We start from the raw sequence: 23328 nt of genomic DNA on the forward strand, positions 1-23328 counted from the left end.
AAAAAAAGCCACCGGATCGTGTCAAGGTTCGGGCTAAAGCGTCCGATAGGGGAAGTGGAATGTCACCCGGCTGCAGGAAGGAAACCCCGTGACGACGGTCTTGATCTGCGACGACCGACGCAGTGTCCGCGAAGGGCTCACCCGTGTGATGTCCGCGGTGCCTGGGGTCAGTCGCATCGACTGCGTAGCGCACGGTGACGAGCTGCTGGCCCGGTACACCCGTCAGCCGGTCGACGTCGTGCTGGTCGGAACGCAACGCGCGGTCCCGACAGGCGTCGAGGCGACCCGCCGGCTCGTCTCCGCGAACCCCCAGGCGAACGTCATCGTCTTCGGAGCCCCGGACGACGCGGGCAGCATCGCGGCCGCCATCGCCGGCGGAGCGCGCGGCTACCTGCGCTGGGACGCCTCCCGGCCCGAACTGGTCGCCGCGCTGGCGCACACCCTGGCCAGCACGTCGGTGCCGGCGCCGCGGCAGCCGTCCGACCCGGGCGTGCAGCTCACCGAGCGCGAGCTGCAGGTGCTGCGCGGCATGAGCCAGGGCAAGAGCAACGGCCAGATCGGCCGCGAGCTGTACCTCTCCGAGGACACGGTCAAGACGCACGCGCGGCGGCTCTTCCGCAAGCTCGGCGTCCGCGACCGCGCGCAGGCCGTGGCGCACGGCTTCCGCCGCGGCCTCGTGTCCTGACCGAGGCTGAGCAAGCCAATACGGGACTTCCGATCCGATTCGGCCGGTGACGAACGGGCCAGGGCGACGCAGCCCTGGCCCGTACCTGTTGTCCTGGCCCCTGCTCTCGTGCCTCGCCCGCGTCCCCACCGCGTGACGGCACTGCCCCAGCCCGTCTGCCTGCGACAATCGCCGTCCGGCCGCGCCCGGCGCGCCGGTCACCACCTCTGGCGGTTGTCTGGTAGGACTCCGACGGTACGGTAGCTGTGACCGGCGCAGGACGGGGACGACCACGCGCCGGATTCTTTGCACGCCTACACGTAACGCTGGGACTGTTGTCTGCGATGGCCACTGTGGGGGATGGACTGGACGAGCCGGTCGCCGCCGCTGTCGAGGGAGACCCTCAGGCAGTCGAGCGGTTGCTGGCCGCCATTCGTCCCCTTGTGGTGCGGTATTGCCGCGCCAGGGTTGGCAGGCAGGAGCGTTCGTTCGCTTCGGCAGACGACGTTGCGCAGGAGGTGTGTCTCGCGGTGCTTACGGCCTTGCCTTCGTACCGTGACCAGGGCCGCCCCTTTCTCGCGTTCGTCTACGGGATCGCCCAGCACAAGGTCGCCGACGCGCACCGCGCCGCGGCTCGCAACCGGGCGGAGCCGGTCGCCGAGATCCCCGACGAGATCGAGGTCGGCGTCGGCCCGGAGCAGCGTGCTCTGCAGGGTGAGCTGAACGAGCGGATGGCGCAGTTGCTGCAGGTGCTGCCGGACAAACAGCGGGAAATCGTCGTTCTGCGGGTCGTGGTCGGGCTGTCGGCGGAGGAGACGGCGGAAGCCGTCGGTTCCACGCCGGGCGCCGTCCGCGTCGCCCAGCACCGGGCACTCGCCCGGCTGCGCAAGGTGCTTGCCGCCGAGGAGGTGATCTGAGTGACCGATCGCGAAGACCGGGACAGAGACCTGTCACCTTCCGCCCAGGCCAGCGGCCTGACCGGGTACGACGCGGAAACCGATGGCGACCTTACGGCCATCCAGGCCGACGACGCGCTGCTCGACGCGCTCGGCGGGACCGATCCGGCTGTCGCCGACGGGCTCGGAGACCAGGAACTGAACGCGCTGCTGCTCGCGTGGCGCCGCGACATCGACAGCGAGCCGCTCGCCGAGCTGGTGGACGTCGACACCGCGGTCACCACGGTGAAGACGGCCACGCTGGCGCGCAAGTACCAAAGCCGCGGCCGCCGTCGCCGCTATCTCGTGCCGGTGGCCGCCGCGTGCGCCGCCGCCGCGATCGCCTTCACCGGCACCGGCCTCGCCGCCCGTGACGCCCAGCCCGGCGACACGCTGTGGGGCCTCACGAAGGTGCTGTACGCCGACCACGCCCGCTCCGTCGAGGCCGCCGCCGCGGCGAAGCTCGACCTGGAGAAGGCGAACCTGGCGCTGGCCGACAACCGGCTCGCGGACGCCCGGCGCGCGCTCGCCGACGCGCAGGCCGCGCTCACCCAGGTCACCGACGCGGACAACCGCAACCAGCTCCTGCAGCAGCACCGTGAACTGGCCGCCCAGCTCGGTCAGCCGACCGCGCCGCCCTCGGGGCAGAAGTCGTCGACGCCGCCCGCTGTGCCGCCGGTGCACAACCCGGTCAGCAGCGCGGCGCAGCCGCCCGGCCAGTCGACGTCGCTGCCGGGCACCGGCAGCGACAATCCGCCGCCGGTCACCTCGGCGACACCGCTGCCGCCGGTCACGTCCACGCCGAGTTCGCCGCCGCCGTCGCCGAGCGCCACCCCGAACGATCCGGGCACGGGCAGCAGTCCGCGCAACGAGTCGTCGCAGGGGGCACAGGCCCCGAACGGCACCAGCGGTTCCTAGCTTTTCCGAAGGTCCCGGCACGGACAGTGCCGGGACCTTCTTCGTATCGCCGGGCGAGGCTGGTTTTCGGAGAGCCCTACGAGACGGCCCACGGGGCAATGCTGCTCACGGTCATCCGGCAGGGCCGCCAGGGCGGGCCGGGGACGTCCGGTCGGTCAACGCGGACGGCGTGACCTGGACGCCCGCGGTCGATCAAGGGCCGAACCTGCCCGGGCGGGCGATGATCGCTCAGCCAGCGAAACACCATCGCTGCCCCAGGTTGTCCACAAGTCGACACACCTGTGGACAACGCCTGTGGACAACTGTGTGCACACATGAAGAAGGCCCTGGTGGCCAAGCTCACCAGGGCCTTTCCTCAGGCTGTGCGGAACCGAACGGGTCAGTACGCGCTTTCGTTCGCCGTGACCCCGTCCGCGAAACCGCGGCAGTAGTCCCAGCTCACGTAGTCGGCCGGGTTCGGGTCGAAGGCCGGCTCGTGCGGGCGCATCCGTCCGTCGGACAGCAGCTGCTCCAGGCTCGCGCGCAGCAGCGTCCAGTCGTGATAGTGGGGTTCGTCGCACTCGCCGCAGTCGACCACGATGCCGCGCACCCCGCGAGGCTCCAGGAGAGCCTGGTACACGGCGAGGTCGGACAGGTCGGCCAGCAGCTCGGTGCGCTCGTCCGCGCTGATCGGCTCTTCCAGGTGGTCGTCGGGGTCGGGGATGGCCCGGGCCGGATCGTCCGGGTCGTCCGCGAACGGATCGGGGGGCAACACATCGTGCGGCACGGCCTGCACGGTACCCGGCGGGCCACCCACCCGGGCCAGGGCCCCGGCCTGGATATCATGAGGGGAAGGCCCGACCACCCTCGGCCCACGCCAGGCATCGCCGCCCGCGACTCCAGCCCACCCCTGCCAGGAAGGCCCTTCGCCCCTCATGACCAGCGAAAGCATCACCCCCGCAGTGCCCAGCAAGTTCGCGATGCTCGGCTTGACCTTCGACGACGTGCTGCTGCTGCCCGCGGAATCGGACGTGGTGCCCAGCGCGGTGGACACGAGCACCCAGCTCACCCGCAACATCAAGCTCAACATTCCGCTGGTCTCCGCGGCGATGGACACGGTCACCGAGGCGCGGATGGCGATCGCCATGGCGCGGCAGGGCGGGATCGGCGTGCTGCAGCGCAACCTGCCGATCGAGGAGCAGGCGGCGGCGGTCGAGGTCGTGAAGCGGTCCGAGGCGGGCATGGTCACCGACCCGGTCACCTGTTCCCCGGACGACACCCTCGCCGAGGTCGACGCGCTGTGTGCGCGGTTCCGGATCTCCGGCGTCCCGGTCACCGACGCCTCCGGCGCGCTCGTGGGCATCATCACCAACCGCGACATGCGGTTCGAGGTCGACCACACGCGGCTGGTGAGCGAGGTCATGACCAAGACGCCGCTGGTGACCGCTCAGGTGGGCGTCACCGCGGAGGCCGCGCTGGGGTTGCTGCGCAGGCACAAGATCGAGAAGCTGCCGATCGTCGACGGCGCGGGCAAGCTGCGCGGCCTGATCACGGTCAAGGACTTCGTGAAGACCGAGCAGTTCCCCCGGGCGTCGAAGGACCCGGACGGCCGCCTCATCGTCGGCGCCGCGGTCGGCGTGGGGGCGGACGGCCACAAGCGGGCGATGGCGCTGGCCGAGGCCGGGGTGGACGTGCTGATGGTCGACACGGCGCACGGCCACTCGCGTGCGGTCGTGGACACCGTGCGGCTGCTCAAGAAGGAACTGGGCGACACCGTCGACGTCGTCGGCGGCAACGTCGCGACGCGGGCCGGTGCGCAGGCGCTGGTCGAGGTCGGCGCTGACGGGGTCAAGGTCGGCGTCGGGCCGGGCTCGATCTGCACCACGCGTGTCGTTGCGGGGGTCGGTGTGCCGCAGATCTCCGCGATCTACGAGGCCGACCAGGCCTGTCGTCCGGCGGGCGTCCCGGTGATCGGCGACGGCGGCATCCAGTACTCCGGCGACATCGCGAAGGCCATCGCGGCCGGCGCGTCCTCGGTCATGCTCGGCAGCCTGCTCGCCGGCACCGCCGAATCGCCGGGCGACCTGATCCTCGTCAACGGCAAGCAGTTCAAGGTCTACCGCGGCATGGGCTCGCTGGGCGCCATGCAGTCGCGCGGCGAGGCGAAGTCGTACTCCAAGGACCGGTACGCCCAGGACGACGTGCTGTCCGACGACAAGCTGGTGCCGGAAGGCATCGAAGGCCGGATCCCGTTCCGCGGCCCGCTGGCGAACGTGGTGCACCAGCTCGTCGGCGGGTTGCGCTCGGGAATGGGCTTCACCGGTGCGGAGACAATCGCGCAGCTGCAGGAGGCGCAGCTGGTCCGGATCACCTCGGCCGGGCTGAAGGAAAGCCACCCGCACGACATCACGATGACGGTCGAGGCCCCGAACTACACGACCCGCTGACCGACGCTGTTCGCCCGCTCCTTCTTCCCGCCACCCTGGATCTCCAGGTGACGGCGAGGGGAGCGGGCGAATGCGGTTTTCCGGCTACCGGCACCGGTTCGATCAGGAATCCGTGCCGCGGACCGATTCCACCGCGCGAGTCTCGTTCTGAGCGCGGTTCCACCCGAGCAGCAGCAACGGCGTCGCCAGCATCAACGCGCCCGCCAGCCCGAGTGCGCCGCGCGTGCCCAGCCAGGCCGCCACCAAGCCCCACAGCAGCGTCAGCCCGGCCGTGCTGGCGCTGCCGCTGATCCGCCACGCGGACAACATCCGGCTCACGTACCCATCTTCGGTTTCCTCGAGCCGGTACGTGGCGATGACCGTGTTGTACGCCGCCGCGCAGACGATCAGGCCGGACTCGACCGCCATCACCCAGAACAGCCCGCCGATCCCGGGCGGCACGAACGCCAGCAGCACCACCCAGCACGACCGGGCCGTGGCGAGGATCGGCAGCAGTCGCACCCGGCCGTAGCGCGGCACCAGCCGGCGGGCGAGCCGGGATCCGACCAGGCCGCCGAGGCACGGGACGCCGAACGCGAGCCCGTACTGCCAGGTCGGCAGGCCGAGTTCGCCGAGCAGCAGCACCGCCAGCAGCGGTGCGGTGGCCATGATCAGGCCGTTGACCAGGCAGCTGTTGAGGAACAGCATCCGCAGCCGGGCGTGCCGGAAGAGATAGCGCCAGCCCTCGACCAGGTCGGCGGCTCGGAAAGCGGCCGGGCGGGCTGGCTTGGGCTCGCGGGTGCGGATCGTCGAGAGCGAGAGGGCGGACAGCAGGTAGCTGACCGCGTCCAGGAGCACGGTGGCGAGCGGGCCGAAGAACCCGATCGCCGCCCCGCCCGCCGGTGGACCGAGCGCGGTCGCGGTCCAGAGCGTGGTCTCGAACCGGCCGTTGGCGGTGAGCAGGTCTGGACCAGCCGCGAGTGATTTCAGATACGCGCCGCTCGCCGAGGTGAACGCGATGTTCGCCGCGGCCACGAGCACCGACACTGCCATGAGCTGGGCAAACGTCAGCATGTCCAGCAGATACGCGGGGAGCAGCGTGAGCAGAGCGGCGAAGCGGACGAGGTCCATGGCGATCAGAACCGGGCGTTTTCGCCGGAATTCGACCCATGGGCCGAGCGGGAGCGCGGCCAGCGAGCCCGCCGCCAGCCCGGCTCCGGCCAGCAGCGACACCTGCGCGGCACTGCTGTGCAGCACCCGTACCGCGACGATCGAGAAGGCGTCGAGGGCGAAATAGGTGCCCGCGATGCTGACCGCGTAGGCCAGCCACAGCCGGTGAAAGTCCTTGCCCAGCGCCAATTCCGTCCCCCTCGTTCAGCCGCGCAGCCAACCATCCGCCCGCGCCGGTGGCAAACAACCGCGCGCACAACCGGTGGTTGTCGCCACCGCAACGGTCCCCCGCGCGCAGGTCACCCGTGCCGACTCGCGACAATGGACCGCGTTGTCGTCAGGCGCGAGAAGGGACATCACGTGCGGGATCTGGTCGAGATCGGCATGGGCCGCACCGCGCGGCGGGCGTATGACCTCGAGGACGTCGAGATCGTGCCGTCGCGGCGGACCCGGTCCTCGTCGGTGGTGTCCACTGCCTGGCAGATCGACGCGTACCGGTTCGACCTGCCGCTGGTCACCCACCCGACCGACGCGATCGTGTCGCCCGGGACCGCGGTGGCGATCGGCGAGCTGGGCGGCCTCGGCGTGCTCAACGCCGAAGGGCTGTGGGCCCGGCACGCGAACGTCGAGGAAGCGATCTTCCGCCTGGTGCGCGCGGCCGAGGACAGCGACGACCCGACCGCGGTCGTGCGCGAGCTGCAGGAGCTGCACTCCGCGCCGATCCGGCTCGACCTGCTGAGCGAGGCGATCAAGACGGTTCGCGAATCCGGCGTGACGGTGGCCGCGCGGGTCAGCCCGCAGCACGCCGCCGAGCTGACGCCGGACCTGATCGCCGCGGGCGTCGAGATCCTGGTCGTGCAGGGCACGATCATCTCGGCCGAGCACGTCCAGCGCGACGCGGAACCGCTCAACCTCAAGGAGTTCATCGGCCGCCTCGACGTGCCGGTGATCGCGGGCGGCGTGAGCGACTACCGCACGGCCATGCACCTGATGCGCACCGGCGCGGCGGGCGTGATCGTCGGGCACGGCTACACCGAGGGCGTCACCAGCACCGACCGCGTGCTCGGCATCGGCACCCCGATGGCGACGGCGATCGTGGACGCGGCGGCCGCCCGCCGCGACTACCTGGACGAGACCGGCGGCCGCTACGTGCACGTCCTCGCCGACGGCGGCATCACGACGTCCGGCGACATCGCGAAGGCGATCGCCTGCGGCGCGGACGCGGTCATGCTCGGCGCCCCGCTGGCGACCGCGTCGGACGCCCCGGGCCAGGGCCTGTACTGGACCGCCGCGGCGGCACACCCGTCGCTGCCGCGCTCGCGCGTGGTGGCCGGCCCCGACTCGGACTACGCGGTGGACCTGAAGACGCTGCTGTTCGGCCCGTCCTCGGACGCGGAGGGCGTGGTGAACCTGTTCGGCGCGCTGCGCCGCGCGATGGCGAAGACGGGGTACTCGGACCTGAAGGAGTTCCAGCGGGTGGGCCTGACCGTCCGCGGCTGACGTTTTCTTAACGGGCCCGTCGCGGGGATCTCCCGCGGCGGGCCCGTTGCTATGCCCAGGTGGTGTAACCCGTCAGTAACTTACCTCTGGTCAGCCGGACTTCCGGGGGTTACCCTCCTACCTGTGACTGCCAGTAACACCACCACCGCGCGGCAAGAACCCGACTACGACGTCCTCGTGGTCGGTTCCGGGTTCGGCGGCAGCGTCGCGGCGTTGCGGCTGACCGAGAAGGGCTACCGCGTCGCGGTGGTCGAGGCGGGCAGGCGATTCGCCGACGACGAGTTCGCCACAACGTCCTGGGATCTCAAGCGCTACCTCTGGGCCCCGCAGCTCGGCTGTTACGGCATCCAGCGCATCCACATGCTCAACGACGTGATGGTGCTGGCCGGCGCGGGCGTCGGCGGCGGTTCGCTGGTGTACGCGAACACGCTGTACCGGCCGCTCAAGCCGTTCTACCAAGACCGGCAGTGGGCGCACATCACCGACTGGGAAAGCGAACTCGCGCCGCACTACGACCAGGCCAGCCGCATGCTCGGCGTCGTCACGAACCCGACGATCACGCCGTCCGACGTGGTGATGCGGGACGTCGCGAAGAAGATGGGCGTCGAGGATTCGTTCCACGCCACGCCGGTCGGGGTGTATTTCGGCAAACCGGGCGAGACGGTGAAGGATCCGTATTTCGGCGGTGCCGGGCCGGATCGGGTCGGGTGCACCGAATGCGGTTCGTGCATGACCGGCTGCCGGGTCGGCGCGAAGAACACACTGGTGAAGAACTATCTGTACCTCGCGGAGAAGGACGGCGCGAAGGTCATTCCGCTGACCACGGTGACGTCGGTAAGCCCGCGCAGCAACGGTTACGCGATCACCCTGCAGAAAACCGGCACTCGTTCACGGCGGTTCCGGACGACGGTCACGGCGTCGCAGGTGGTGTTCGCCGCGGGTACCTGGGGCACGCAGAACCTGTTGCACCGCATGAAGGACACGGCCGTGCTGCCGAAGTTGTCGCAGCGGCTCGGAGAATTGACGCGGACGAATTCCGAGGCGATTATCGGCGCGGGGCGGACCACTGTGGACCCCGAACGGGACTTCAGTCGCGGTGTCGCGATCACGTCGTCGATTCATCCGGACGAGAACACGCACATCGAACCGGTGCGTTACGGCAAGGGCAGCAATGCGATGAGCATGCTGCAAACCGTTGCCACCGACGGGTCTTCGAGCGTTCCGCGCTGGCGGCAGGCGCTCACGTTCCTGGCCAAGCACCCGGTGCAGTCGGCGAAACTGCTCAACGCGTACCGGTGGAGCGAGCGCACGGTGATTCTGCTGGTGATGCAGAGCCTCGACAATTCCATCACCACCTACACCAAACCCGGCCTGTTCGGACGGCGGAAGTACACGTCGAAACAGGGGCACGGCGAGCCCAACCCGAGCTTCATCCCGGCGGGCTACGAGGCGAACCTCCTTACCGCGGAACGGATCGACGGCATGCCGGGCGGCACGTGGGGCGAGATTTTCGACATCCCGCTCACCGCGCACTTCATCGGCGGCGTGCCGATCGGCGACAGCGCCGAGACCGGCGTGATCGACCCGTACCACCGGGTCTACGGCTATCCTGGTCTGTCCGTTGTGGACGGTTCGGCGATCACCGCGAACCTCGGGGTGAACCCGTCGCTCACCATCACCGCGCAGGCCGAGCGGGCGTTCTCGTTCTGGCCCAACAAGGGCGAGGCCGACCAGCGCCCGGAGCAGAGCAGCGGGTACGCCCGGATGGATCCGATCGCGCCGAAGAACCCGGCAGTTCCGGCGAACGCGCCCGCGGCATTGCGCCGTTGACCTAAGATCGTCCGGTGACGACTGCGGCGCTGGACCGGATCCGGGAACTGCACGACGAGTGGGCACGCGTCGCCGAGGCACTGCCGGACGCGGCGTTCGGCGAGCCGAGCGCGTTGCCCGGCTGGACGCGTGCGCATCTGTTCACCCACCTCGCACGCAACGCCGACGCCCTCGGCAACCTGCTGACCTGGGCCGAAACCGGGGTCGAGCGGTCGATGTACGGCCCCGGCAACGCCCGGGACGACGACATCGAGGCCGGGGCCGGTCGCGCCCCGGCGGAGATCGTGGCCGACCTGGTGGCATCCGGGAAGCGGCTGACTGACCACGCCGCACGGCTCTCGGACGAGGCGTGGGCAGCGCGGGTGCGGCACCGGCACGGCGGCGAACTGACCGGCGCGGACGTGCTTACCCTGCGGCTGTCCGAGACCACCATCCACCTCGCCGACCTCGACGCCGGCCACGATCTCGACAGCGCCACCGCATTGCTCGGAGACCACCTCGACGCGGTGATCGCGACGCTGATCCGGATGTGCCCGCGTCCGTTGCCCTCGTTCCGGATCACCGACGGAGTTCGCACCTGGACCCTCGGCGAGGGCGGTGACCTCGTCACCGGCACGCCGGGCTCGGTGCTGGCCTGGCTGACCGGCCGCGGCGACAGTTCCGCGCTTTCCGGGCCGGTGCCGGAGATGGCTCCGCTGCTCTGACCGAGCCTTCAGCCGGCTTGCCGGGCGGCGGCGAGTTCGTCGTCGCCCCCGACGATGCCCAGTTGCTGCAGGATGGCGAGCCGGTCGGTCTGGATGTCGAGTTCGGAAATCCGGCCGCCGGTCACCCGCGCGAGGACGAAACCGCGCCACGTTCCGCGTTTGCCGGTCGCGAACCCTCTGCGGTAGTAGCCGGTGTTGGTCGCGGTGAGCGTCACCGTGGCCGCGACCCGGTCGCCTTCGGCGAGCAGTGAATCGACGTCCACCCGCAGGTCCGGGAACGCGGTCAGCATCTGCGTCCAGCCGGTGCGGAACGCGGCGAGCCCGTCGGTCGACGAGAACAGTGCTACCTTACGCCGTAAGAAACGTCAAGGGGGACCAGTGTCCGATCGGCGGGCCCGGCCGCGTGCGGGGCTGACCAGGGAGCGGGTCGTGGACGCCGCGCTCGCTTTCGCGGACGAGCACGGCATCGCCGCGTTGTCGATGCGCAAGCTCGGCGCGGAACTCGGCGTCGAGGCGATGACGCTCTACCACTACGTGCCGAGCAAGGAAGCGCTGTTCGACGCCCTGGTCGACCGGCTTGTCTCGGCGCTGGCCGGGATCGAGCCGGAGCCGGGAGGGTCCGGCCCGGAGTGGCTGGGCCGGGTGGCCCGGGCGTACCGGGAGCAGTTGCTCACGCATCCGGGCGCGCTGCCGCTCGCCGCGGCCCGGCCCGCGGTCAGCCCGGACTCGCTGCAGGTGCTCGAAACCGCATTGCAGATGCTTGAGTTGCCGCCGGCGCGCGGACTCGACATGGTAAACGCCGTGATGACTTTCGTCCTCGGCCACACGCTCGCCGAGGCTGGCCGGACTCCCGGCACACGGTCCGATATGGACAGTCTGACGCACCTCGACGAGGACCGCTTTCCGCTGCTCGCACAAGCGCTGCGGGGCGGGGCCCGGCACGAAGAGCGGTTCGAATTCGCCCTTCGGGCATTACTGGCCGGACTTTTCGCAACCCACTCGCGGTCTGGGACGTCTGAATGAACATGACACTGGGGAGAAGGACGTTCTTGCGCGCTGCCGGGTTGACGGCGGTCGGTGCGGTGGCCGCGGCGTGCACCGCGAAACCGGGACCGCCGGTGCCGCAGACCAGCCCGACGTCGAGAGTGTCCGTCCCGCCGAGCACCAGCTCGAAGCCGTCCGGACCACCGGACTGGAACGCGTTGCGCGGCAAGCTCTCCGGTGACCTCGTGCTGCCCAGCGACGACGGATTCGCCACCGCGAAGCGGGCGTTCAATCCGCTTTTCGACGGGCGTAACCCCGCTGCGGTAGCGAAATGCTCGAAGCCGGAGGACGTGCAGGCGTGCGTCGAGGCGGCTGGTGGACGGATCCCGGTCGCCGCGCGCAGCGGTGGGCACAGTTATGCCGGGTATTCCGCGCCGGACGGCGGGCTGGTGATCGACGTCGGCGGCCTGGCTGGCGTGGATGTTCAGGGCGACCAGGTCGTGATCGGCGCGGGCGCGAAACTGGGCGACGTCTATTCGGAGCTGGCGAAGGCGGGTCGTTGCCTGCCTGCCGGTTCGTGCCCGACTGTCGGCATTGCCGGGCTCGCGCTCGGCGGCGGAATCGGCGTATTGACCCGGAAATACGGCCTGACCTGCGACCGGCTGCAATCCGCGCAGATCGTCACGCCGGACGGCAAGCTGCGCACGGTGAGCGCGCAAGCGGACGACGACCTGTTCTGGGCGCTGCGCGGCGGCGGGGGCGGAAACTTCGGCGTGGTCACCTCGTTCACCTTCACTACCGTGGAAGCGCCGACCGTCACGGTGTTTTCGCTGAAGTTCCCGTCCGGTTCGGCGAGCGACGTGGTCGACGCGTGGCAGCGCTGGCTGCCGAGCGCTCCGCCCGAATTGTGGTCGAACTGCGTGGTTTCCGGCGGCCCGGGCGGAGCGTGCCGGATCGGCGGGGCGTTCGTGGGCAGTTCGGCGGGGCTGACATCGGCGCTCAGCGGATTGTCGGTGTCGCCGTCCAGCCGCACGATGAAAACCCTTGGCTACGGCGCGGCGATGAACTACTTCTCCGGCAGTTCGGAGCGTCAGACGTTTGTGGCGTCGTCGCGAATCATCACCGACCCGGTGGATGGTGGGAAGATCGCCGATCTCGCCTCCGGGCACAAGGGAATGGACCTGCTGATCGACGGACTCGGCGGCGCGGTGGCCGAAATCGCGCCGACGGCGACAGCGTTTCCGCACCGGAAAGCGCTGGCCAGTATTCAGGTCTACGCTCCGGCCACTGCGGACAGCCAGGAGAGCGCGCGCAAGTCAGTGTCCACTGTGGTCTCCGGACTGGCGGACGCGGGCGCGCGCGGCGGCTACGTGAATTACATCGACCCGGATCTGCCGGACTGGAAGTCGGCCTATTACGGCGACAACGCGGCCCGGTTGGACCAGGTGGCGAAAAAATACGACCCAGACGCGGTTTTCAGGTTCGCTCAGTCCGCCTGAGGCGGGTGCCAGACGTAACGCACGTCTGGCTCCCCCTCTTCATTTCGCTGTCCGTCGGTGTATTCGACCGCGACGAAACCGTGGCGGCGGTAAAACCGTTGTGCTGGCTCGTTGATCTGAAATGTCCACAGGGTCAGCCCGTCAGGTCTGAGCTGTTTGGCCAAGTCCACCAACTGGTCGCCGATTCCCCGACCACGCCACGGAAGATCGAGATAAAGCTGCGCCAGCTCCGCGCCGTCGAGCACGAGCAGTCCGGCCACAGCGGACTCGGCAACCGCGATCCAGGTTTCCTGCTGTGGCACCACGATGTTCGCGAACCACCAGCGCACCGCGTCGTCGTCGTGGACGCGGCGGACTGTCGGCAGCGCGGCGGAGAACGACCGCAGCCACACGTCGGCGATGTCGCGTGCGTCAGCGGCCGTTGCCCGTCGCAGGTCCGCTGTGGTCAGAGGTCGACCCCGGTGAAGACCGTGACCCGTTCCTCGGTCAGGTCGTTCATCGCCGACAGCACGCCTTCCCGGCCGACGCCCGAACCCTTTACACCGCCGTACGGCATCTGGTCCGCCCGATACGACGGCACGTCACCGATGATGACGCCACCAACTTCCAGTTCCGCCGAAGCGTGGAAGGCCAGTTGCACGTCGCTGGTGAACACCCCGGCCTGAAGTCCGTACGCGGACGCGTTCACCGAAGCGAAAGCCTCGTCCACGCCATCCACAATGGACACCGCCAGCACTGGTCCGAAGATTTCCTCCGACCAAGCCTTCGCGTCCGCGGGCACGTCGGCCAGCAGAGTCGGCGCAACCGTTGCGCCCGAACGGGTTCCGCCAGTCAGCACGCGCGCGCCACCAGCCACCGCTTCGTCGACCCACGCGATGATCCGCTCTGCGGCCGCCTCGTCGACGACTGGGCCGACGTCGGTGTTGCGGTCGTACGGATCACCGGTCTGCTGCGCTTCGACGGCCTCGGTCAGCGCGGGCACGAACTCGTCCGAGATCGCCGCGTCCACGATCACCCGCTGCACCGCGATGCACGACTGGCCCGCCTGATAGTTCCCGAACGTCGCGATCCGCTGCGCGGCGCCTTCGAGGTCCGGCCAGTCCCGCAGCACGACCGCCGCGGCGTTGCCGCCCAGTTCGAGGACCACGTGCTTGCGCGCCGCCGCGTCCGCGATCGACCAGCCGACCGGGCCCGAGCCGGTGAACGACACGACCGGCAGCCGCGGGTCGGCGACGAGTGCCTGAGTCTCCTCGTTTCCCAGCGGCAGCACGGAAAACGCGCCTTCCGGCAGGTCGGTCTCGGCGAGCAGTTCGCCGAGCACCAGCGACGACAGCGGCGTGCGCGGCGCGGGTTTGACGATGATCGGCGCGCCGACCGCCAGCGCGGGAGCGACCTTGTGCGCCACCAGGTTCAGCGGGAAGTTGAACGGCGCGATCCCGAGCACCGGCCCGCGCGGCACCCGGCGGGTCAGCGCGAGCCGGGCGTCGCCGGACGGATCGGCGTCGAGCCGCTGGACGTCGCCGCTGAACCGGCGGGCCTCCTCGGCCGCGATCCGGAACACCGACACCGCGCGCTTCACCTCGGCCTCGGCCCATTTCAACGGCTTGCCGTTCTCGGCCGTGATCACCTCGGCGAGCTCCTCGGCCCGCATCGCGAGCCCGCGCGAAACGTGCTCCAGCGCGGCCGCGCGCTGATGCGCGGGAGTGCGCCGGAACTCCTTCGCGACCGCGGCCGCCGCGGCCACCGCCCGTTCCACCTGGTCAGCGCCGGGCACCGCGACCGTCGCCACTTCGCTGCCGTCGAACGGGTGGTGTACCACGAGGGTGCTCGCGCCCTGCTCAGCCTGACCGGCGATCCACGCGGCCCGCGGCTGTGGGGTGATCGTGTCCATGCGCTCAAGGTATTAGGGAGCGCCAGGCCCGGCACGCCGGACTCGGTCCTTCGATTGTGGCACCTGTCCCGGCACCGGGATGACATTTGTCGGGGGTCCGCGGGGACCGCCCGCCATATCGTCAGCGCATGACCAATTCGGTTGCCTCGCGCTGGTCCGCCAGCCCGTTCCGAGCCTTCTTCGCTCGTGTCGGAACACCGCGCCGTCCGGTGCTGACCGGCGCGGTGTTCCTCGTGACCGCGGCCGTGCTTCTGGCCCAACTGGCGGACCCCGACCTGTTCGACCGCTTCAAGCGCGACGCCACGGCGATCGACGCCGGAGAGTGGTGGCGGCTGCTGACCGGCATGTTCTTCCAGGACGGCAAGCTGTTCGGCGGGATTTTCAACCTGGTCGCCCTCGCCGTGGTGGGCACTTTCGCGGAATGGTGCCTCGGTCGCGTTTCCTGGTTCGTCCTGTACTTCGGCTGCGGACTGTTCGGCCAGTACCTCAGCTCCGTCTGGCTGAATCCGGTGGGGGCGGGGAACTCGATGTGCGTCGCCGGGCTGCTCGGCGCGCTCGCCGTCGTGGTGGGGCGGGCGCGCGACGCCGAGCCGCCGCAAGCGCTCTACCTCGCCGCGCTGCTGATCCCGCCGCTAGCCGTGCTCGACACGGTGCTGCACGACAACCACGGCATGCCCGCGCTGCTCGGCATCGCGCTGGGATTGCTGGTCACCGGTTTCGGTAAAGGTCGCGCAGCAGCAGGATCTCCGCGCAGTGATGGATCATCTCTCGGTTGATGTGCAGGACGAGCGCGGCCATCGACAGCTCCGCGTACGGCCCTTCAGCCGGACCGCAGGGACGGGCCAACGCTTCGGCGTCGAGACTGCGTACGCTGGCGATCCAGGTCGCGTACGCGTCGTCGAGTTGCTTCAGCGCTTCGTCGGCAGTTCCCGCGTACGGGAAGTCTTGGTAGGACACCGGCGGCCCGCCGAAGTGCGACGCGGAACGCATGCCCAGCACTCCCGGGATGATGTGGGCCAGACGCCACGCGATCGTGGTCACCGGCGGGGGAGTCGGCTCCGGGAACGAGAAATCGACAGTGAAGTCGCCGGTGCCCGGTTCGTTCTCGCTCGTGCGCGGGCGCACTGTCCAGCAGTCCGCGACCGGCTGCCAGAAGTACTCGTCGTCGGTCAGCCCCTCGAGCCTCGGGCGCACGTGGTTCTGCCAGTGCCAGTCGAGCTGCTCGGCCAGTTCGTTGGTCCAGTCGTTGGTCATGGGAGTGAAGGTAAGCCGGGTCGCGGACAGCGGCTGTCCTTATTCCGGGGGCATTGCCGACGTGACGGGGCCCACCTGGGACGATGGTGGCAAAAGCGCTCATTCGCCTGGAGGTCGTAGGTGGCCACTCCCACCGGTCCGGTACTCGTCATGGACTTCGGGGCGCAGTACGCGCAGCTGATCGCCCGTCGCGTGCGCGAGGCGCAGATCTTCTCCGAGGTCGTGCCCTCCAGCTCGACCGCCGAGGAGCTGCTCGCCAAGAACCCGTCCGCGATCATCCTGTCCGGCGGCCCGTCGAGCGTGTACGCCGAGGGTGCCCCGGCGATGGACCCGAAGCTGGTCGAGGCCGGCGTGCCGATCCTCGGCATCTGCTACGGCCACCAGCTGCTCGCCCGCGCGCTCGGCGGCGTCGTCGAGCCGACCGGTGTGCGCGAGTTCGGCCGCACCGACGTGCGGATCGTCGGCGAGGGCGGCGTCCTGCACACCGGGCTGCCCGGCCACCAGACGGCGTGGATGAGCCACAACGACAGCGTCACCAAGGCCCCCGAGGGATCGGTCGTCACGGCCAGCTCCGACGGTGCCGAGGTCGCCGGTTTCGAGGACGTCGAGCGGCGCTTCGCGGGCGTGCAGTACCACCCGGAGGTGGCGCACTCGCCGCACGGCCAGGAGGTGCTGCGCCGGTTCCTGTACGACATCGCCGGCGTCAAACCCAGCTGGACCACTTCGTCCATTGTGGACGAACAGGTCGCCAAAATCGCCGCGCAGATCGGCGAAGGACGGGCGATCTGCGGCCTGTCCGGCGGCGTCGACTCCGCGGTCGCGGCCGCGCTCGTGCAGCGCGCCATCGGCGACCGGCTGACCTGCGTGTTCGTGGACCACGGCCTGCTGCGGGCGGGGGAGCGCACCCAGGTCGAGCGTGATTTCGTGGCCGCGACCGGCGTCAACCTGGTCACCGTGGACGCGCGCGAGCGGTTCCTGAACGCGCTGGCCGGCGTCACCGACCCGGAGCAGAAGCGCAAGATCATCGGCCGCGAGTTCATCCGCGTGTTCGAGCAGGCCGAGCGCGACCTCAAGGCCCGTGGCGACTACCGGTTCCTAGTGCAGGGCACGCTGTACCCGGACGTCGTCGAGTCCGGCGGCGGCGAGGGCACCGCGAACATCAAGAGCCACCACAACGTCGGCGGCCTGCCCGAAGACCTGCAGTTCGAGCTGGTCGAACCGCTGCGGCTGCTGTTCAAGGACGAGGTCCGCCGGGTCGGCCTCGAACTGGGGCTGCCGGAGACGATCGTGCAGCGCCAGCCGTTCCCCGGGCCGGGTCTCGGCATCCGGATCATCGGCGAGGTGACCGCGGACCGGCTGGAGACCCTGCGCGAGGCCGACGCCATCGCCCGCGAGGAACTCACCGCGGCCGGGCTCGACCAGCAGATCTGGCAGTGCCCGGTGGTGCTGCTCGCGGACGTCCGCAGTGTCGGCGTCCAGGGCGACGGCCGCACCTACGGCCACCCGATCGTGCTGCGCCCGGTGTCGTCGGAGGACGCGATGACCGCCGACTGGACGCGGCTGCCGTACGAGGTGCTGGAGCGGATCTCGACCCGGATCACGAACGAGGTGTCCGAGGTCAACCGCGTGGTGCTGGACGTGACGAGCAAGCCGCCGGGCACCATCGAATGGGAATGAGCTGACAAAAAACGGGGTCCGGACGTCCGGGCCCCGTTTTTGTGTCTTACGGCCGTCGTTTGCGGAAGGACGCGCCGAGCATCAGGATCCCGCAGAACACCGCGCCGCCCGCGATGATCCAGCGGAAGTCGAAGGTGGGCAGCCAGCTGGAGCCGTCGGTGAGGACGTAGCCGGACACCAGCAGGGTCGCGACCCCGACGATCAGCGTGATCCAGTCGACCCCGCGGCGGCGAACCGGGGCTTCGGGCTCGTCGTAGGAGTAAGGGTTCTCAGCCACGGCGCACCTCCACGTGGCCCACGCCGTTGGTGACGTGGAGCGTGATCTTCTGTCCGCCGACGTTGTCGTCGCCGTTGTCGGTCCCGGTGATGGCCGGCTGGCCGACCCCGTTGGACGTGCGGTTCAGGCAGTCGACCTCGCCGGCGCTGTTCTCGCAGGTGAAGGTGACGTCCGCGGTGCGCGGCACGATGACCTCGGTGTTCCCGGCACCGTTCGAGACCGTCGTAGTGACCGGCTCGCTCGCGGTCAGCTGGGTCAGGTCGATCTTCATGTCGCCGGCGGTGTGCCGGTAGACCGGCTGCACTTCGGCCGCCGTACGCGGGGTGGCGGACAGGTCGCCGACGCCGCCGCGTACGTCGAGGTTGTCGAACGTGCTGGTCGTGAGCACCAGCCCGGCGATCGACAGCGGGATCGCGAGCCCGATCAGGCCACGAGCTCCGCGAGCGAACGCCCCGGCCACGAGCCCGACGCCCAGCACGGCGAGCGTCATGCCGATGATGTGCCGCAGCGAGAACCAGTCGAAGCCGTTCAGCGCGAGCGCGACGCCGATGCCGGCCACGATCACCGCGACCCCGAGCGTGGCGGCGCCGATCTTGGACCGTCGCCGCGGCGGCCGGTGTGCATAGTTGTTGTAGTCGCCAGCCGGAGGCGGCGGCGGGACCGGTGCCGCCGGGTCGGGCAGATCCCAGCCCGCCGGGTCGGCGGCCAGCGGGTCCCAGCCCGGTGCCGCCGCCGTGGGAGTCGGGGTGTCGCTGTTCATCGTGAAAGCTCCGGTTCCGGAAGCAGCCCCGTCCGCCGCGAACGCGACGACCGGCGCCGGTCGGTTGTCCTGTCCGCGGGTGCGGTGCAGGAGATACAGGCACGTGGCGAGCAACGCGAACCCGATCAGGCCGCCCCCGTCGAACCAGCCGCCGCCGAACGTCCACCCGACGACCGGAATCAACGCGACGGTCAAGACGGCCGCGAAAGCCTTGGTCATGGTCGACCGGCCCCGCCCGATCAACGCCTCGAAGCCGGAAACCTCGTCGCCCTCTCCGGGGAAGAACAGCCACCCGAGCAGGTAAAGCACCAGCCCGAACCCCCCGAAAACGGTCGCCGCCACCAACGCGACCCGAATCACCACCGGATCGATCCCGTAGCGATCCCCCAGCCCAGCCGCGACCCCCGCGACCTTCCGCCCCGAGTGCGGCCGCCGAGGCCTGCTGGCCCAGAAGTCCTTGACGGTCTCCTCGAACCCGTTCAACGGGTTGCTCCGCGGAGGCCGCACGTCGTTCGCACCACTCATGCCGTACAGCATGGTCGAGGCCGGGGAGGGGCACATCGGGGAAGGTCCCTGAGGTTATCCCGGAGATTGGGTCCCTTGGTCACGGTGTCGTGCGGGATTGCGGAACCCTGAGTCGACCAGCCAGCCCGGCTTGCCACCACTTCGAGGGAACGACTGGCGATCCGGAAACCGTTCGCAGCGCTTCGATGTAGTCAGCGTGACGCTGCGGCTCTCCTAGGCGGGGCCGGGGCGCTGGAGGTTTCAGCCCCGGGGGAGCAGCTTGTCCAACGCCGTCGCGACGTCTTCAGCCTTTTTGCAAGCGGCCGCAGTGTCGTCGCCGATCAGCACGATTACCAGGGCGCGTGCGTTGGGTCCGACCTCCATGCCTATCTGGCATCCGCCCGGAGAGCCCAGGAGGTCACGTTGCTCGATGAGCTTCCGGCCGTCGATGTTTCCTTCGTGTGCTGAATGAGGATTCTGAATATTTTCCGTGTACTTTTGGCCGTTTTGAAGTGCGATGCCGACTTCGGCTGCCGGGTCCCTCGCGGCATTTTCGGACATCTTCTTTGTCCGGCAGCTTCGATTGGAGTCCGCGATGGACGGTTGCGCTGGCGGGAATCCCTGGCCGGCCAGAATTTGATCGACCAGCTGGCACTGGTTCAGCGAAGCGAATGGATTGTCGGAACTGGAAGCGGGGCTGGTGGCTGCCGCAGGTGCCGATGCGGTCGGCGTTGCCGAGCCGTCAACGGTGTTGCTGCAGGCTGCTGTGCCGATCAGGGCCAACGCGGCGCTGAGTAGCCCCGCTGTTCGGCGAGTCTTCGTCACGAATTATCCAGCTTCTTGTTGAGTTCGGCGAACGATGTAGTGTTTTCTGATTCGTTCTTTTTATAGTTTTCGCGCGCGATGGTCAGGGCGTCCAGGGCGGCCTTGACGCCGTTGTACATAAGGTCCAGATTGGGGAGCATCGCGCTGGTGTCCCCTTCGGCGACTGTGGTGTTGAATTTCGCTACCTTGTTGGCATAGTCGGAGCTGCCCATTTGCGCGGTCTGGGTCAAGATATTCAAGTCGTAGCGCATGTCCCGGTAGCCGTCCAGGAAGAAGTTGCACGCTTTCAGATAGGCGTTGAACCCAGCCTCATTGACTGCGAACGCCCCGCTCTGCGCCAATGCCTTCAGCGTGTTTCCAGCCTCGCGTATTTTTAGTGCGGCTTCGTGGCTTCCGGGGCCCTCGGTGAGCCCCGCCAGGAAGGCGTTGCCCGCTGTGTCGGCTGCGGACGAGCTTCCGGAGATCGGCTCCGCGTTTACTTCGATTCCTGACATCGGCTGCTCCTGTGTCTGCGCTCAACGCGCGAAGGCAGTGGGCATGTGGCGAAAATCCTGCGCGGATCAGCCGCCGAGGACCGGGGGAGTGATTTTCTCTCCGTCCGGTCCTCGTTCTGACTTGACCTCGAAGACCTCGTCCGGATCAACCTGTGCCGGGATCTTGTTCTTGTGTTCCTTGTCCTCTTCCTTCTTCTTCCCGGCACCCGCCGCGCCGGTGCCAGCTCCCGCGGCTCCTGGCTTTCCGCCCTTTCCGGCGTTCGCGGCAGCGGTAGCGCCGCGTTCAAGCCGCTCAGCAGCCCCCTTGCCGCCGGATTCGCCCGGCTTTCCGGAACCGCCCGAGCCAGTCCCGCCGGTTACCCGGCCGCCAGCTCCGCCTCGGCCAATACCGCCGCCCGAGCGGGTCCGGGGCGTGTCCTCACCCGCATTGCCAGTGCCGCCGCCACCGCCCAGCGCGAGCCCATCGGGGGACAGGCGGCTGAGGGGGCTGGGCGTCGTCCGGAGGGTGTTGCCGCCGCCGGTCAGGCCGGTGTTGCTGAGCGGCCCGGTACCAGTGTTGACACCCGGCCCCGGAGCGTAAGGCATCCCAGGCGGCGAGACAGCGGGGTTGCCGACGGACGGCGAACCGAACGTGTTGGCCGCGGGCCCGCCCAACGGCGGACTAGTGAAGCCCGGCCCAGGCCCGCCAGTCCCAGGCCCACCAGGTCCGACATAAGGCCCGCTAGAAGCCCCACCCGGCACAGTCACCGGCGAGGCACTGCTCGCCTGCGTGCTGTCGTTGTTCAGCTGCGGCGGCGGTGAATAGACCGGCTGCGTAGTCGACGTCTCGTGATAAGTCGTGTCCAGCCCGTGCATCACCTGGACTGCCTGCTGGTGCGCCGCGTCCGCCTGTTGCTGCTTGGTCGCGATGTCGTTCAACGCGATCACGCCCTGCAATGGGTTGCCGTTCTGGAACTGCTCGGTCGCCTTGGCCATTTCGGCCTTCTGGTCGAACCCGGTCGGCTCCGGCATGTTCCTTTGCGCGTAATCGGCCGCCGCGGACTGCTGGGAGTAGCGGTTCGACACCAGCTGCATCGCGTTGCCGGTCTTTTCCGTGTGGTCGGCCGTGCTCTGGAAGAACGAATGCGCTTGTGCCGCAGCCTCGCCCTGCCACTCGGCGCCCGCGGTGTTGGCCGCGTCGCGGAACTGGTTGGACGCGTCCGCGAGCCAGTTGCCGTAGGTGTTCGTCACGCGGCTGCGGTCGTTGATGCTTTCGAAGTTCAAGCCCTCGTTGACCATTTTGTGCAGGTCTTCGTGGCTGTACGACGCGTAGTTCGCGTCCGGTGTGGGCGCGTCGCTCCGGGTTTGCTGGCCCTGGAGCAACTGCTGGCCCTGCTGGACCGAGTACTGCGAAGCATCCCGCTCGGTGGCTCCGCGCGTCTCCGGCGAGTTCACGCCGACGGCGAAGATCTGGTGCACGTTCTGCGCCCGGGCGTAGTAATCGCCTGCGGACTCGACGTGTTCCGCGCGATGTTGCTCCGTCATCCGGCCTCCCCGCCCCGTGTACGCACTGTGATCACTCCCTCCTGCATCGTACCGAGTCCCCGCGGGCGGCAGGGAGGTTCGCGGAATTTCCCGGCGGCCATCTGAGGGAATGGATCAGGGCCTTCCCCGATGTCCAGGCCGCTCCCGCGTGTGACGATGGGACACGTGCAGGACTTTCTCGACATCAGTGCCCCAGGGCGGGTCTCCTCGACCGCTGAGGAGCCCTCGGCACTCATGTCCGCCCAGGCGAGGGAGGTCGCCGAACCCGAACCGCGGCCCAAGATGTACCGGCGACGCTCGGGGCGCGCCGTCGCGGGTGTCGCGAGCGGGCTCGCCGATCACCTCGGGGTTCCGGTCGTCTGGGTCCGCGTCGTGTTCGCGTTGCTGGCCGCGCTCAACGGGGCCGGCCTGCTCGCCTACGGCCTGCTCTGGGTGTTCGTCCCGCAGCGCGCCGAGGAAACTGAAACCGCGCCCAAGGCCCGCGACCGGCAGCAGGCGTACGGGCTGATCGCGCTCGGCATCGGGCTCGCGATCGCCAGCAGCACACTCACCGGGGCCATCCGCGGCTGGGTCGCGGTGCCGCTCGCGCTCGCCGCGCTCGGTGCGGCGGTCGTCTGGCGGGAGGCGGACGAGTCGCAGCGGCGGCGCTGGCGCGTCGGGGCCCGCGACGGACTGGTCGGCGAAGGCGGCAGGCTCGCGGCGTTCGTCCGGATCCTCGCCGGAGTCGCGCTGGTGGCCACCGGCATCGGCTTCGTCGTGTTCGCCAGCGGTGACTTCGACCAGGTCAAGTTCGCGCTGATCGCGGTGCTCGCGACGCTGGTCGGCGTCGCCGTGCTCACGGTTCCGTTCTGGCTGCGCCTGGTCCGCGACCTCGGCGAGGAACGCCAGGCCCGCATCCGCACCGACGAACGCGCCGAGATCGCCGCGCACCTGCACGACTCCGTCCTGCAGACCCTCGCGCTGATCCAGCGCCAGGCCGACCAGCCCGCCGAGGTCGCGCGCCTCGCCCGCGGCCAGGAACGCGAGCTGCGCGGCTGGCTCTACGGCCCCGGCGGCTACGGCAAACCCAGCGACAAACGGACCAAAGAAGAGGAAGAAGGCACCCGGCAGCAGCTGTCCGAGGCGCTCGCCGCGGCGTGCGGCGAGGTCGAGGACCAGTTCGCGATCTCGGTCGGCCAAGTCGTGGTCGGTGACGCCGAGCTCAACCCGCCGCTCACCGCGCTGGTGCAGGCCGCTCGCGAGGCGATCGTCAACGCGGCCAAGCACGCCGGCGTCGACGAGGTCAGCGTGTTCGCCGAGGTCGAGCCCACCGAAGTCACTGTGTTCGTGCGCGACCGCGGCAAGGGCTTCGATCCCGATGTCGTGCCCGCCGACCGGCACGGCCTCGCTGACTCGATCCGCGGCCGGATGGAACGTCACGGCGGCACCTGCAAGCTGCGCACCGCGCCCGGCGAAGGCACCGAAGTCCAGCTCGCCATGCCGGTGAAAGCGGGCAAAGGGGTGGCGTGACCTC

General features: G+C 69.4%; 23 protein-coding genes. 12 read left to right on the plus strand and 11 right to left on the minus strand.

The features are described 5' to 3' along the window. Positions 1 to 88 precede the first annotated feature (88 nt). The 3 genes from H5411_RS17995 to H5411_RS18005 all read left to right on the plus strand — a co-directional run bounded on the left by H5411_RS17995 (position 89) and on the right by H5411_RS18005 (position 2517). Entirely contained in the window at positions 89 to 685 is a 597-nt protein-coding gene (locus H5411_RS17995; protein WP_020662719.1) for a response regulator transcription factor, read from the plus strand. A gap of 323 nt (positions 686 to 1008) precedes the next feature. Next, positions 1009 to 1581, plus strand: coding sequence for a sigma-70 family RNA polymerase sigma factor (locus H5411_RS18000; RefSeq protein ID WP_101435961.1), 573 nt, complete (start codon positions 1009 to 1011; stop codon positions 1579 to 1581). Then, positions 1582 to 2517, plus strand: a complete 936-nt coding sequence (locus H5411_RS18005) for an anti-sigma-D factor RsdA (RefSeq protein WP_183124383.1) — start codon at positions 1582 to 1584, stop codon at positions 2515 to 2517. A gap of 379 nt (positions 2518 to 2896) precedes the next feature. Here the strand turns inward: H5411_RS18005 and H5411_RS18010 are convergent, their stop codons facing one another. Further along, positions 2897 to 3292 carry a DUF5319 domain-containing protein gene (locus H5411_RS18010; RefSeq protein WP_020662715.1) on the minus strand — a complete coding sequence of 132 codons (396 nt, stop codon included), beginning with the start codon at positions 3290 to 3292 and terminating at the stop codon, positions 2897 to 2899. A 139-nt stretch (positions 3293 to 3431) separates the two neighbouring features. Here H5411_RS18010 and guaB point away from each other — a divergent pair, with 139 nt between their 5' ends. Further along, positions 3432 to 4943 (plus strand): IMP dehydrogenase, encoded by a 1512-nt coding sequence (gene guaB, locus H5411_RS18015; RefSeq protein ID WP_183124384.1) that lies wholly within the window; start codon positions 3432 to 3434, stop codon positions 4941 to 4943. A 102-nt stretch (positions 4944 to 5045) separates the two neighbouring features. On the opposite strand, the gene H5411_RS18020 is transcribed toward guaB, so the two are convergent. Continuing rightward, on the minus strand, positions 5046 to 6281 hold the full coding sequence (locus tag H5411_RS18020; protein WP_183124385.1) for an MFS transporter: 1236 nt from the start codon (positions 6279 to 6281) through the stop codon (positions 5046 to 5048). A gap of 171 nt (positions 6282 to 6452) precedes the next feature. Here H5411_RS18020 and H5411_RS18025 point away from each other — a divergent pair, with 171 nt between their 5' ends. The 3 genes from H5411_RS18025 to H5411_RS18035 all read left to right on the plus strand — a co-directional run bounded on the left by H5411_RS18025 (position 6453) and on the right by H5411_RS18035 (position 10126). Further along, complete coding sequence (locus H5411_RS18025) at positions 6453 to 7592, plus strand: GuaB3 family IMP dehydrogenase-related protein (protein ID WP_101435957.1); 1140 nt, start codon at positions 6453 to 6455, stop codon at positions 7590 to 7592. A gap of 123 nt (positions 7593 to 7715) precedes the next feature. Next, positions 7716 to 9422 (plus strand): GMC family oxidoreductase, encoded by a 1707-nt coding sequence (locus tag H5411_RS18030; protein WP_183124386.1) that lies wholly within the window; start codon positions 7716 to 7718, stop codon positions 9420 to 9422. A 14-nt stretch (positions 9423 to 9436) separates the two neighbouring features. Then, positions 9437 to 10126, plus strand: coding sequence for a maleylpyruvate isomerase N-terminal domain-containing protein (locus H5411_RS18035; RefSeq protein ID WP_183124387.1), 690 nt, complete (start codon positions 9437 to 9439; stop codon positions 10124 to 10126). Positions 10127 to 10134: 8 nt separating this feature from the next. On the opposite strand, the gene H5411_RS18040 is transcribed toward H5411_RS18035, so the two are convergent. Next, positions 10135 to 10467, minus strand: coding sequence for an ester cyclase (locus H5411_RS18040; protein WP_281377247.1), 333 nt, complete (start codon positions 10465 to 10467; stop codon positions 10135 to 10137). Positions 10468 to 10504: 37 nt separating this feature from the next. On the opposite strand from H5411_RS18040, the gene H5411_RS18045 reads away from it, so the two are divergent. Both H5411_RS18045 and H5411_RS18050 read left to right on the plus strand, forming a co-directional pair. Further along, complete coding sequence (locus H5411_RS18045; protein WP_183124388.1) at positions 10505 to 11149, plus strand: TetR/AcrR family transcriptional regulator; 645 nt, start codon at positions 10505 to 10507, stop codon at positions 11147 to 11149. After that, on the plus strand, positions 11146 to 12609 hold the full coding sequence (locus H5411_RS18050) for an FAD-binding oxidoreductase (RefSeq protein ID WP_183124389.1): 1464 nt from the start codon (positions 11146 to 11148) through the stop codon (positions 12607 to 12609). The genes H5411_RS18045 and H5411_RS18050 overlap by 4 nt, the downstream gene beginning before the upstream one ends. Here H5411_RS18050 and H5411_RS18055 read toward each other — a convergent pair. Further along, positions 12597 to 13001, minus strand: a complete 405-nt coding sequence (locus H5411_RS18055) for a GNAT family N-acetyltransferase (protein WP_312878404.1) — start codon at positions 12999 to 13001, stop codon at positions 12597 to 12599. The genes H5411_RS18050 and H5411_RS18055 overlap by 13 nt on opposite strands. Before the next feature lie 53 nt (positions 13002 to 13054). After that, on the minus strand, positions 13055 to 14500 hold the full coding sequence (locus H5411_RS18060) for an aldehyde dehydrogenase family protein (RefSeq protein WP_183124390.1): 1446 nt from the start codon (positions 14498 to 14500) through the stop codon (positions 13055 to 13057). A 128-nt stretch (positions 14501 to 14628) separates the two neighbouring features. Between H5411_RS18060 and H5411_RS18065 the strand changes: the two genes are divergently transcribed. Further along, entirely contained in the window at positions 14629 to 15276 is a 648-nt protein-coding gene (locus H5411_RS18065) for a rhomboid family intramembrane serine protease (protein WP_183124391.1), read from the plus strand. Here the strand turns inward: H5411_RS18065 and H5411_RS18070 are convergent. Then, the gene (locus tag H5411_RS18070) at positions 15209 to 15754 is read right to left on the minus strand and encodes a DinB family protein (protein WP_183124392.1); all 546 of its coding nucleotides are present in this window, start codon (positions 15752 to 15754) and stop codon (positions 15209 to 15211) included. The two genes, H5411_RS18065 and H5411_RS18070, sit on opposite strands and share 68 nt — an antisense overlap. A 120-nt stretch (positions 15755 to 15874) precedes the next feature. Here H5411_RS18070 and guaA point away from each other — a divergent pair, with 120 nt between their 5' ends. Then, complete coding sequence (gene guaA, locus H5411_RS18075; protein WP_183124393.1) at positions 15875 to 17431, plus strand: glutamine-hydrolyzing GMP synthase; 1557 nt, start codon at positions 15875 to 15877, stop codon at positions 17429 to 17431. Positions 17432 to 17477: 46 nt separating this feature from the next. Here the strand turns inward: guaA and H5411_RS18080 are convergent, their stop codons facing one another. The 5 genes from H5411_RS18080 to H5411_RS18100 form a co-directional block, all read right to left on the minus strand. After that, complete coding sequence (locus H5411_RS18080; protein ID WP_101435948.1) at positions 17478 to 17708, minus strand: hypothetical protein; 231 nt, start codon at positions 17706 to 17708, stop codon at positions 17478 to 17480. Beyond that, positions 17701 to 18993: a PspC domain-containing protein gene (locus tag H5411_RS18085; RefSeq protein ID WP_183124394.1), complete on the minus strand. Its 1293-nt coding sequence runs from the start codon at positions 18991 to 18993 to the stop codon at positions 17701 to 17703. Before H5411_RS18085 ends, H5411_RS18080 begins: the two co-directional genes overlap by 8 nt. A 240-nt stretch (positions 18994 to 19233) precedes the next feature. Next, positions 19234 to 19797 (minus strand): DUF3558 family protein, encoded by a 564-nt coding sequence (locus H5411_RS18090; protein ID WP_101435946.1) that lies wholly within the window; start codon positions 19795 to 19797, stop codon positions 19234 to 19236. After that, positions 19794 to 20291: a hypothetical protein gene (locus tag H5411_RS18095; RefSeq protein WP_101435945.1), complete on the minus strand. Its 498-nt coding sequence runs from the start codon at positions 20289 to 20291 to the stop codon at positions 19794 to 19796. Before H5411_RS18095 ends, H5411_RS18090 begins: the two co-directional genes overlap by 4 nt. Positions 20292 to 20357: 66 nt before the next feature. Then, positions 20358 to 21815, minus strand: coding sequence for a hypothetical protein (locus tag H5411_RS18100; protein ID WP_183124395.1), 1458 nt, complete (start codon positions 21813 to 21815; stop codon positions 20358 to 20360). Between the two features lie 150 nt (positions 21816 to 21965). On the opposite strand from H5411_RS18100, the gene H5411_RS18105 reads away from it, so the two are divergent. After that, positions 21966 to 23324 carry an ATP-binding protein gene (locus tag H5411_RS18105; RefSeq protein WP_376772173.1) on the plus strand — a complete coding sequence of 453 codons (1359 nt, stop codon included), beginning with the start codon at positions 21966 to 21968 and terminating at the stop codon, positions 23322 to 23324. The last annotated feature ends 4 nt before the right edge of the window (positions 23325 to 23328 follow it).

Source organism: Amycolatopsis echigonensis, from assembly GCF_014174495.1.
GTDB lineage: Bacteria > Actinomycetota > Actinomycetes > Mycobacteriales > Pseudonocardiaceae > Amycolatopsis > Amycolatopsis echigonensis.

Coding starts and splice junctions, on each gene's coding strand:
- H5411_RS18000 (WP_101435961.1), top strand. CDS start 1,009: ATGGCCACTGTGGGGGATGGACTGGACGAGCCGGTCGCCGCCGCTGTC.
- H5411_RS18060 (WP_183124390.1), bottom strand. CDS start 14,500: ATGGACACGATCACCCCACAGCCGCGGGCCGCGTGGATCGCCGGTCAG.
- H5411_RS18085 (WP_183124394.1), bottom strand. CDS start 18,993: ATGAGTGGTGCGAACGACGTGCGGCCTCCGCGGAGCAACCCGTTGAAC.
- guaB (WP_183124384.1), top strand. CDS start 3,432: ATGACCAGCGAAAGCATCACCCCCGCAGTGCCCAGCAAGTTCGCGATG.
- H5411_RS18070 (WP_183124392.1), bottom strand. CDS start 15,754: ATGACCAACGACTGGACCAACGAACTGGCCGAGCAGCTCGACTGGCAC.
- H5411_RS18065 (WP_183124391.1), top strand. CDS start 14,629: ATGACCAATTCGGTTGCCTCGCGCTGGTCCGCCAGCCCGTTCCGAGCC.
- H5411_RS18050 (WP_183124389.1), top strand. CDS start 11,146: ATGAACATGACACTGGGGAGAAGGACGTTCTTGCGCGCTGCCGGGTTG.
- H5411_RS18100 (WP_183124395.1), bottom strand. CDS start 21,815: ATGACGGAGCAACATCGCGCGGAACACGTCGAGTCCGCAGGCGATTAC.
- H5411_RS18095 (WP_101435945.1), bottom strand. CDS start 20,291: ATGTCAGGAATCGAAGTAAACGCGGAGCCGATCTCCGGAAGCTCGTCC.